Source organism: Actinomadura meyerae, from assembly GCF_900188445.1.
GTDB classification, from domain to species: Bacteria; Actinomycetota; Actinomycetes; order Streptosporangiales; family Streptosporangiaceae; genus Spirillospora; species Spirillospora meyerae.
The window spans coordinates 54,051-63,025 of sequence record NZ_FZOR01000046.1; the positions used below are offsets into that span (position 1 = coordinate 54,051).

An 8,975-nucleotide genomic window follows, 5' to 3' on the forward strand; every position below is an offset into this window, starting at 1 on the left:
GCCCGTCCCCCAGGCCGTCCGCTATCGCGGGTCCGGCAGGTACAACATGTTCTTCTTGCGAAGGTACGAAGCGAACGCGGCGCCCCAGATCCTGCGCCCCCGGAACGAATGGACGCTCTTGTCGGTCAGGTCGACCACCGCCGGCTGGACGAGGGCGGCGAATCCGCCGACGCCCTGCCGGAACGGCCTGCCCGCGATCACCTTGGCGGGCTCGTCCGCGTACTCCGTGACCAGCGCCGCGATGACCAGCACCCCCGACTGCGCCCCGCGCATCGCCCCTTTGCGCTCCTTCGCGAGCAAGCTCGCCTCGCGCGTGAACTGCTCCAGCGTCCCGGCGTCGACGCTTTCGCATTCCGCGACGACGGTGAACAGGTGCATCTTGGAGAGCGCCCGCCAGTTCGACCGATAGGCGACCAGGGCCGGGACCCCGGAAACCTCCTCGGTGGTCACCTCGCACCCATCGGCGACCACCCGTTCCCGCACCACTTCCATATAGTCCGCCAAGGCGCCTCCACCACTGCGAAAGCCGCACCGGAAATGTGCGAGCGCCTGATCTTCCACGGCGCATCGACCATCGGTCAACAGCGTGCAGTTCCGCCGTCACTTCACCACTCATTGGCTGTCACCCGAGTGGGTTCTGTGCCTCCTCGACAGGCTGGACGGCGTCCGGGGCCGTCCGCGGAGTGCGCAGGATGCCCGCCGAGGCCGCGGCGACCGCACACAGCGCGACCGGCAGGAAGAACGTCAGGTTCAGCGGCATCACATGCGTGAGCGGGCCGATGACGGCGGGTCCGGCGATCATGCCGAGGTAGCCCACCCCGGCGACGCGGGAGACGTTGGCGCCGACGGCGTCCCGGTCGTGGTGGCCGGCGGCGCTGAAGATCTGCGGCACGCAGCCGGAGAGCCCGGCCCCCGCCAGGGCCCAGCCGGCGAGCGCCGCCGGGATCCACGGCGACAGGGCCGCGACCGCCAGGCCGGACGCGGCGAGGGCGGCGCCGTAGCGCAGGACGGCGACCGGGCCGAAGCGCGCCGCCACCCGGTCGGCCAGCAGGCGTCCGGCGGTCATGGCGGTGGCGAAGGCCCCGTAGGCGAACGCGGCCGTGGAGGCGGACGCGTCCAGGGCATCGCGCAGATGCAGGGTGCTCCAATCGTTGGCCACACCTTCCGACAGCATCACCATCAGCGCGAGGGCGGCCATCATCCAGATGCGCCTGGGCGCCCTGGTACGGGCTCGGCCGCCAGGAGCGGCCCCTGGAGAAGAGTCACGCAGCAGTGCCGGAACGATGAGCACGGCCACGACGACTCCGGACACCGCCGCCGCTCCCAGCGACACCACCGGCGACCAGCCCCACCCGAGCGTGCGGGCACCCACCAGCGCGGCCAGGACGCCCCCGAGCGAGAACGTCGCATGGAACGCGGACATGACGGGCCGCCGGTAACCGTGCTCCACCTGCACGGCGTGGGAATTCATGGAGACGTTCAGCGCACCGTTGGTGACACCGAGCACCACCAGCGCCGCGCCGAGCGTCCAGGCGTTCACGGCGAAGGCGGGGAGAACCAGCGCGGCGCTGCACAGCACCCCGCTCAGCGGCACCACGGCGCGCGCACCCGCACGGTCGGTGAGCGGACCGGCGGTCTGCATCCCGACGAGCGCACCCGCGCCGAACAGCAGCAGGAGCCAGCCGAGGACGGCATGCCCCACGCCCGCCCGGTCCTCGATGACCGGGATGTGGACGATCCACATGCCCAGCACGAACCCGTCCAGCCCGAAGTAGGCGAAGGTGGCCGCGCGGCCCGCTCTCAACCTCCGCCGGTCAGACAAGGCGGACGTCCACACCGGCGTCGCGAAGGCGCGACGCGGCCGCCGCCGGAGCGGAGCTATCCGTCACCACCATGTCGAGCGAGTCGGCGGGGCACACGAGCCCGAGGCCGCTGCGCCCGAACTTGCCCCCGTCGCACACGGCGATGACCCGCCGCGCGGAGGCGATCGCGGCCCGCTTGACCGGGACCTCGTCCAGCTCATGGGCGGTGAGCCCGTGCCCGGCCGACAGGCCGCACACCCCGAGGACGGCGGTGTCCACGCGCAGCGAGGCCAGCGACGCCTCGGTCAGCGGCCCGGTGAACGCCAGCGCACCCGGCGCGGCCCGCCCGCCGGGGACCAGAAGCCGCACTTGCGGCGCGCCGCTGAGCGCGTTGGCCGCGTGCATGTCGAGCGGGACGACCGTGAGCCGCCGCCCCGCGATCGCGCGGGCGACGGCCAGCGTGGTGGTGCCGGCGTCCAGGACGACGGCCTCCCCGTCGGCGAGCAGGCCGTCCACCTCGGCGGCGATCCGCTCCTTGGCCGCGGCCGCCTCCTGCTCGCGGACGGCGAACGGCAGGGCCTCACCGCGCAGCAGCAGGCTCACCGCCCCGCCCCGCACCCGCCGCAGCACCCCGCGCTCGGCGAGCTGGTCGAGGTCGCGGCGGATCGTCATCTCGGACGCCCCGGTCTCCTCGGCCAGCTCCCCCACCGACACCCGCTCGGTGGTCCGCAACCGATCGATGAGCACAGCCACCCGTTCCGAACTCTCCATACGTGAGATCGAACATCGACCATGTTCGAAAGTCAAGACACCGACCGCACCACCCGCCCGAGGGCCTCATCCGCCCGCACCGCAGCCTGCGCGAACGCATGCGCTTTGGCCGCCATGCAGGTCTGGGGAAGCGGGTCCCGCCCATCCACCCCGGCGAGAATCGTCCAGTACCGCGACTGCCGGGCCAGCTCGTCCCGCAACTCCACGAGAGCGGCGACCACCGCACGCCGCTCCCGCCCCGCAGCCCATCGCGGGAGAACCATCAGGCGAGATCCCACGCCGCCCACACCACCTTGCCGACGGCCAGCGTGTACAACCCCCAGCCGGACGCGAGGGCCTCGGCCAGCATGAGACCCCGCCCGCCCTCATCGAGCAGAGCACCGTGCCCGACCTTCGGCAGCGCCGCACTGTCGTCACGCACCTCGACGACCAGATGGGCGGCGCACATCTGGAACCGCACGAGCATCATCGCGATCCCGCGCGCCTCGAAGTCCGTCCCGCCCGGTTCGCCCGTCGCCTCCAGCGCGTTGCCGACCAGTTCGGCGAGAACCTGCTGGCAGGCCCACCGGCGGGCTTCGTCCACCTCCCACGACCCGAGCAGGGCCCGAGCGAAGTACCGCGCGACCGGCACCGCGGACGGCAGGGCGGCCACACCGAGCACCTCCGCGCGCACCTCCCCACCACTCACCGGCGGCCGCGCCTCCACCACGGCGCCAACAGACACCGACATCGATCGTCTCCTTCGATTCCGGGGGCCGAGTCACCGACCGCAGGCGCGTCACGCACGCGACATCCACGCCAACGAATCCAAATCCCGACGAGCCACCGCACCATTTGGGCGAATCGGAAATCGCGCCGCGAACTACCCCGCGAAAATCTGCTCATCACGCAGATCCGTCTTGTTCGATGACCGAAGTTCGACGACCACCCTCACAGGCGGAGTTACTCTGTGCCACGACCCCAACACATCCCAGATGACACCCCAACCCCAGGCAGAGGCCCCCCAATGCCCGACGACCGAGACGGTTACACGCGAGACCCTCTCCTTCGCAGCTTCGGAGCGGTCCTGCGCGCCCACCGAGAAGCCGCCGGCCTGTCCCGCGCTCGACTCGCCCAAGCCCTCGGCTGCCAGGCGGGCTGGATCGAGAAGCTGGAGACCGCCCAGAAGCCGCCTTCCGAACAGACCGCCGACGACTTGGACGTCTTCTTCCAGACGTCCGCCCGCGCCTTCTGGCACATGTGGCGAGAAATCAAGCGGGAAGGCAAGCATCTGGCCGCACCGCCAGGCTTCTCCAAGTACACCCAGATCGAGACCGACTGCGTCGCGATGCGCTCCTTCGAGGCTTCGACGGTCCCCGGCCTGCTCCAGACACCGGCCTACGCACGTGCCGTCATGAGTTCCGGCCTCCCCTTGGACGCGCTCGAAGACCGCGTCGCCGCCCGCATGGCACGGCAGGAACTCCTCACCCGCGACAACGCGCCCCGCATGTGGTTCGTTCTCGACGAATCCGCGCTACGGCGCCCGGTCGGCGGTGCGAAGGTGATGAACGAACAGCTCACCAAGCTCATCGAGACGTCGACAACAAACCCGCGTGTAGAGATCCGGGTACTGCCCTTCACATCCGTCACCTACGCCGCTTTGGACGGTTCCTTCTTCGTTCTCAGCCTTCCTGGCGGAGTGGACGTCGCTTACCATGAGGGTCCCGAGATCAGTCATCTGCTCGAAGACGGAACAATCGTCGCGGAGTATCGAGTGCGATTCGACCTGGTCATGGGAGAGTCGCTCCGAACGGGGGAGTCTCTCAAAATGATTCAGCAGATCCAGGAGAGCTACACGTGAGCACCGACAACCGGACGACCGTCCGGTGGCGCAAGAGCAGCCGCAGCACTGGCCAAGGCGGCGCCTGCGTCGAGCTGGCAGCCATGACCTCCACCGTCGCCATCCGCGACTCCAAGGACCCCGACGGCCCTCGCCTGGTCATCGGAGCAGAGATCGCTAAGTCCATCCTCACATCCATCAAAGCCGGTCAACACGACCTCTGAGCGAAGCGAGCACCGCTTCTCAGCAGGAAACGAGACTTGATAGGGCCCCGAACATTCAGAACACAAGACGTGCTTCCTCTTCATGAGAATGCCACTTGGCGGAAGTCGTCCCGGAGTCAAGGCGATGGAGGGGACTGCGTCGAACTCGCGCCGCTCGCCAAACGGGATGGCAGTCCGGGATTCCAAAGCCCCGGGCGGACCTCACCTCATCGTCAGCTCAGCAACGGCGCAGACCCTGATCGACGCCCTCAAACAAGGCCGCTTCGACCTCTGACCAGGCTGCTGAAGTGAGAGACGAGCCCGATGAAGACATCCACTCCCCGCGGAAACGCTGATCTTCACCCCTTGACCTGCGCGTCCTTGCGGAAATCGTCACGCAGCCAGGGGGCAGGCGCCGAGTGCGTCGAGCTGGTCCAGACGTCCGCACACTCGTGGCGAAAGAGCAGTCACAGCACCGGCCAGGGCGGCGATTGTGTGGAGATGGCAGCCCTACTCCCCGCCATCGCCATTCGCGATTCCAAGGACCCGGCCGGCCCCCGCCTCGTCGTCGGCGCCGCGACGGCCCGGGCCCTGATCGACGGCATCAAGCAGGGCCGCCACGACCTCTGAGACGACCCCGCCCGCCGAAGCCAGGGCGACGCCCGAGCGGCGCGACGGCGCCTCCATCAGGGCGTGTGCGATAATGGCACAATGGAGGAGCAGGGATGGCGTGAAGTCGGGGGCCGGGTCGCCGAGGCTCGCAAGGCCCTCGGACTCAGCCAGGAAGCCCTCGCCACAGAGGTGGGTCTGGACCGCACGGCCGTTACCAAGATCGAGACCGGTCGGCGGCAGATCAGCTCACTGGAGCTGGTGCGCCTGGCCGACGCCCTTGACCGTCCCCTCCAGTGGTTCGTCTCACCTCCGCCCGCCGCCGTGGTCAGCCGGCGCGCGGCCTTGGAGGGACGACGGGGCCACCCGAAGGGCGATCAGGCGCTGAACGACATCTCCCGCGACGTCGCCGTCCTCGTCGAGGTGCGCGCCCTCAAACCGAGCACCGTCAAGGCCTCCTTGAATGCCATCAGCCCCGGGGATCCCGGTTGGCAAGCGGAGGAAGCCGCATCGCGGGCCAGATCACTGCTCGGTTTGGATCCCCGCCCTCCAATTCACGACCTGGCCGATGTCGTGGAGCGTGCCGGTCTCTATCCGTACTCCATGGCCCTCGGGGACGACGGCGGGGACGGCGCATATGCCGAGGTCGACGGTGTCGGCGTCGCGCTCGTCAATGGGGATCTCGATCCCGGACGGCGCCGGTCAACCCTCGCCCATGAACTGGGGCACCATCTCTTCGGCGACGCCTACTCCATCGATTGGGGGGCGGGCACCAGCGCCACGGAACAGGCGATCGATGCGTTCGCCGCCAACCTGCTCATCCCCCGCGCCGGATGTACCGAGCGCTGGCGAACGCTCCGCACCGAGCACGAGGCGCGTCCCGCGGCGATCATCTTGAGCACCGAGTACCGCACGAGCTGGTCCGCCACCCTGCGTCAGCTCAGAACCTTCGAGCTGCTTTCCCGCGAGGAGTTCAGGGCGCTCGATTCCAGGTCTCCGACGCGTGCCGACTACCTCGAATGCGGCGTGCGCGTCACCGAAGAACTCGCGGCCCCTTACCTTCCGACGGGCGTGGCCGCCGCCGCGATACGCGCCTACCGAACTCACCGCCTGTCCGCCGAGCGCGTCACCGAGATGCTGCGCGGCCAGATCGACATCGACGACCTGCCGGCCCGGGACGAGGTACCGCTGGAGGCGCTCCGGGGCGAACTCCGGTGAATCGCCGACGCCTTGTCATCGACAGCTCACCGCTCAACTACTTCGCGCGATCGAACCAGCTTCCGGTTCTGGAGAAGCTGCTGGCGGATCACGAGTGCGTCATCACGTCCGCCGTCGAGGAGGAGCTTCTGCGAGGAGGCCCCCGGCACGCGCAGTTGTACCAGGCCGCAGCCCAACCATGGCTGAGTACCGTCAACGAGACGGCGCTCTCGTACCTCGCCCTCTTCTCCCAGTATCACGGCCGACTCGGCGGCGGAATGCGCAATATCGGGGAGGCGACGACCCTGGCGTACGCCGAGTTCCACAACATCACCGCAATGGTCGATGATCGCGCCGGCCGACGGCAGGGCATTGAACGAGGCGTCAAAGTCACCGGAACGCTCGAAACACTCTGCGGCGGCGTCCGATACAAGATCATTGAGGTGGCGGAGGCCGCGACCGTCGTGGACCTTCTGTCCGACCACGAGGCGTACTTGCCGTGCGATGGAGCCGGATTCTTCGAATGGGCGCGGTGCGAAGGTCTGCTGGGGTGAGGGGCGGCCTCGGGCAGCTTTGCGCCAGGTTGTGCTGCCGTCTCGGCCGATCTAGTGACGCAGCTTCGGCGGCGGGCCGGTCGTCTGTATCAAGGCTGGTGGGTCTTGAGGTCTGAAGGGCGGGTCTTCCAGGCTCGGTTCCATTGGCGGGCCAGCAGCGGGTAGACGATCAGGTGGCGGAACGGTGCGATGAGGGCCATGTAGAAGCGGCCCAGCCGGCCGTTCGTCTTGACCAGGACGGCCATTCGCAGTTCGTAGTCACCGGTGGCGGTGGGTGCCCAGCCGATCCGGACGAGGTCGAGGCCCGCTCCCTCATCGCGTTCTGCGTGGCGATCGGGCACCACTCGCTCGCCGCCGACCACGAGGGGCGCGACCGGGCGGACGTCCTCGACCGCGCCGCCGCCCTGATCTTCGAGACCGGGCCGCGGCGCGGTCGGGGTTGATCGCCGCACCGTCCGCTCAGGAGGTGACGCGGTGGCGGCTCTGGTTCGCGGCGCGGCCGAGGCGGATCGCCGAGATCAGGAAGAAGATGCCGCCGGGGATGGCGTATCCGGCCGCGTTGGTCAGCGTCGGGTCGTCGGCGGCGGCGCCGAGGATGAACGAGCCGCCGGCGAGCACGGAGATCGCGCCGCTGATGATCATCGGCCACTGGCCGCCCATCTCCCGCCGGCGGACGCCGACGATCAGCTGGACCAGCCCCGCCACGATCGCCCAGGCGCCCCAGACCCGCAGGACGGCCGGGATGCCGGACGCGGCGGCCACGGCCACGCCGGCGGCGGTGAGCAGGCTGACCGCGATGTTCACGTAGAGCAGCCCGGACGAGCCGTTACCACGCGAGGAGCGCAGGTCGACGACGGCCGCGCCGACGTCGAACAGCGGGTACAGCACGAGCAGCGTCGCCGCGAGCGGCCCCAGGTTCGAGGCCGTCGTGAACATCACGAGGGCCCAGACGATGGCGAATCCGAAGCGGACGAAGTACAGGCGCCGCAGCGGGGAGGCCGTCCCGAGGCCGCCGGACGGAGCGATGGTGGTGGTCATGGTGCCGCCCTAGGTAGAACGAACGTTCTGTCTCGATTCAGAGTGGCGCCTCGTCCGCGCGTTGTCAAGACCGAACGTTCTACTCGCTAAACTGGGCGGCATGACGCAGGACTCCGGAGGCCGGCGCTCCGAGGCGCGCTCGCGCCTGCTCGGCACGGCGACGAGGATCTTCTACGCGGAGGGGATCCACTCGGTCGGGATCGACCGGATCGTCGCCGAGGCGAAGGTGACGCGAGCGACGCTCTACCGGCATTTCCCCAGCAAGGAGGACCTCGTCCTCGCCTATCTCGGGGAGGTCGACCGGGCGACGCGCGGCCAGGTGGACGAGGCCGTCGCCCGCGGGCTCCCACCGGACGGGACCGTCCGGGCCCTCGCCGAGTCCATCGCGGACGGCATCCGCACCCCCGGTTTCAGGGGGTGCGCCTTCCTCAACGCCGCCGCCGAGTACTCCGACCCCGCGCACCCGGTGCACAAGGCCGTCATCGCGCACCGGCAGTGGTTCCTCGACACGGTGACGGAACTACTGGCGCGCGTCCCGGGTGCGCCCGCCGAACCCGCGGCCCGGCACTTCGTGATGCTGCGGGACGGCGCCATGGCCGCCGGCTGCCTCTTCGACCCGGCGCTGGTCTGCGAGACGTTCCTCCGCGGCGTCGACGGCCTGCTCCAGGCCCGAACCTCACCCGGCGACGGGACGGACTGACACCGGCATGGGCCGGATCGTCCCGTCGTGGGCGGCGTGGCGCGGTTACTTGAGGAGCTGGCGGGCCATCACCATGCGCTGGATCTGGTTGGTGCCCTCGTAGATCTGGGTGATCTTGGCGTCGCGCATCATCCGCTCCACCGGGAACTCCCGCGTGTACCCGTACCCACCCAGCAACTGCACCGCGTCGGTCGTCACGTCCATCGCCACATCCGAGGCCAGCGCCTTGCACGCCGACGACACGAACGTCAGATCCGCGACCTTCTCCCCGCCCATCGCCCG

The 8,975-nt window shown here is 69.5% G+C and carries 13 protein-coding genes and 1 pseudogene; 7 read left to right on the forward strand and 7 right to left on the reverse strand.

Annotation, left to right across the window (positions count from 1 at the left end; genetic code table 11):
* Positions 1–21: 21 nt before the first annotated feature.
* The 4 genes from CHF16_RS33370 to CHF16_RS33390 form a co-directional block, all read right to left on the reverse strand.
* Complete coding sequence (locus CHF16_RS33370) at positions 22–561, reverse strand: hypothetical protein (protein WP_143228216.1); 540 nt, start codon at positions 559–561, stop codon at positions 22–24.
* 61 nt (positions 562–622) lie between these two features.
* Complete coding sequence (locus CHF16_RS33375; RefSeq protein WP_218826965.1) at positions 623–1,804, reverse strand: MFS transporter; 1,182 nt, start codon at positions 1,802–1,804, stop codon at positions 623–625.
* Positions 1,805–1,814: 10 nt separating this feature from the next.
* The gene (locus CHF16_RS33380) at positions 1,815–2,555 is read right to left on the reverse strand and encodes a DeoR/GlpR family DNA-binding transcription regulator (RefSeq protein ID WP_342750151.1); all 741 of its coding nucleotides are present in this window, start codon (positions 2,553–2,555) and stop codon (positions 1,815–1,817) included.
* A gap of 280 nt (positions 2,556–2,835) precedes the next feature.
* Complete coding sequence (locus CHF16_RS33390; protein ID WP_089330161.1) at positions 2,836–3,303, reverse strand: ATP-binding protein; 468 nt, start codon at positions 3,301–3,303, stop codon at positions 2,836–2,838.
* Between the two features lie 276 nt (positions 3,304–3,579).
* On the opposite strand from CHF16_RS33390, the gene CHF16_RS33395 reads away from it, so the two are divergent.
* From CHF16_RS33395 to CHF16_RS33420, 6 genes and pseudogenes are all read left to right on the forward strand, one after another.
* Positions 3,580–4,413: a helix-turn-helix domain-containing protein gene (locus CHF16_RS33395; protein ID WP_089330162.1), complete on the forward strand. Its 834-nt coding sequence runs from the start codon at positions 3,580–3,582 to the stop codon at positions 4,411–4,413.
* On the forward strand, positions 4,410–4,616 hold the full coding sequence (locus CHF16_RS33400; RefSeq protein WP_089330163.1) for a DUF397 domain-containing protein: 207 nt from the start codon (positions 4,410–4,412) through the stop codon (positions 4,614–4,616). Before CHF16_RS33395 ends, CHF16_RS33400 begins: the two co-directional genes overlap by 4 nt.
* 69 nt (positions 4,617–4,685) lie before the next feature.
* Positions 4,686–4,890 (forward strand): annotated as a pseudogene (locus CHF16_RS41995) (DUF397 domain-containing protein).
* Positions 4,891–4,919: 29 nt separating this feature from the next.
* Positions 4,920–5,225 carry a DUF397 domain-containing protein gene (locus tag CHF16_RS33410; protein ID WP_089330165.1) on the forward strand — a complete coding sequence of 102 codons (306 nt, stop codon included), beginning with the start codon at positions 4,920–4,922 and terminating at the stop codon, positions 5,223–5,225.
* Positions 5,226–5,306: 81 nt separating this feature from the next.
* Complete coding sequence (locus CHF16_RS33415) at positions 5,307–6,422, forward strand: helix-turn-helix domain-containing protein (RefSeq protein WP_089330166.1); 1,116 nt, start codon at positions 5,307–5,309, stop codon at positions 6,420–6,422.
* Entirely contained in the window at positions 6,419–6,955 is a 537-nt protein-coding gene (locus CHF16_RS33420) for a PIN domain-containing protein (protein ID WP_089330167.1), read from the forward strand. Before CHF16_RS33415 ends, CHF16_RS33420 begins: the two co-directional genes overlap by 4 nt.
* A gap of 89 nt (positions 6,956–7,044) precedes the next feature.
* Here CHF16_RS33420 and CHF16_RS33425 read toward each other — a convergent pair whose 3' ends face one another.
* Both CHF16_RS33425 and CHF16_RS33430 read right to left on the reverse strand, forming a co-directional pair.
* Positions 7,045–7,407, reverse strand: coding sequence for a DUF2867 domain-containing protein (locus CHF16_RS33425; RefSeq protein WP_089330168.1), 363 nt, complete (start codon positions 7,405–7,407; stop codon positions 7,045–7,047).
* 7 nt (positions 7,408–7,414) lie between these two features.
* On the reverse strand, positions 7,415–7,993 hold the full coding sequence (locus tag CHF16_RS33430) for a hypothetical protein (protein ID WP_089330169.1): 579 nt from the start codon (positions 7,991–7,993) through the stop codon (positions 7,415–7,417).
* A 100-nt stretch (positions 7,994–8,093) separates the two neighbouring features.
* Between CHF16_RS33430 and CHF16_RS33435 the strand changes: the two genes are divergently transcribed.
* The gene (locus CHF16_RS33435; RefSeq protein ID WP_089330170.1) at positions 8,094–8,693 is read left to right on the forward strand and encodes a TetR/AcrR family transcriptional regulator; all 600 of its coding nucleotides are present in this window, start codon (positions 8,094–8,096) and stop codon (positions 8,691–8,693) included.
* A 45-nt stretch (positions 8,694–8,738) separates the two neighbouring features.
* On the opposite strand, the gene CHF16_RS33440 is transcribed toward CHF16_RS33435, so the two are convergent.
* Positions 8,739–8,975: acyl-CoA dehydrogenase family protein (locus CHF16_RS33440; RefSeq protein WP_281259429.1), on the reverse strand; the 237-nt coding region annotated here is incomplete at its 5' end.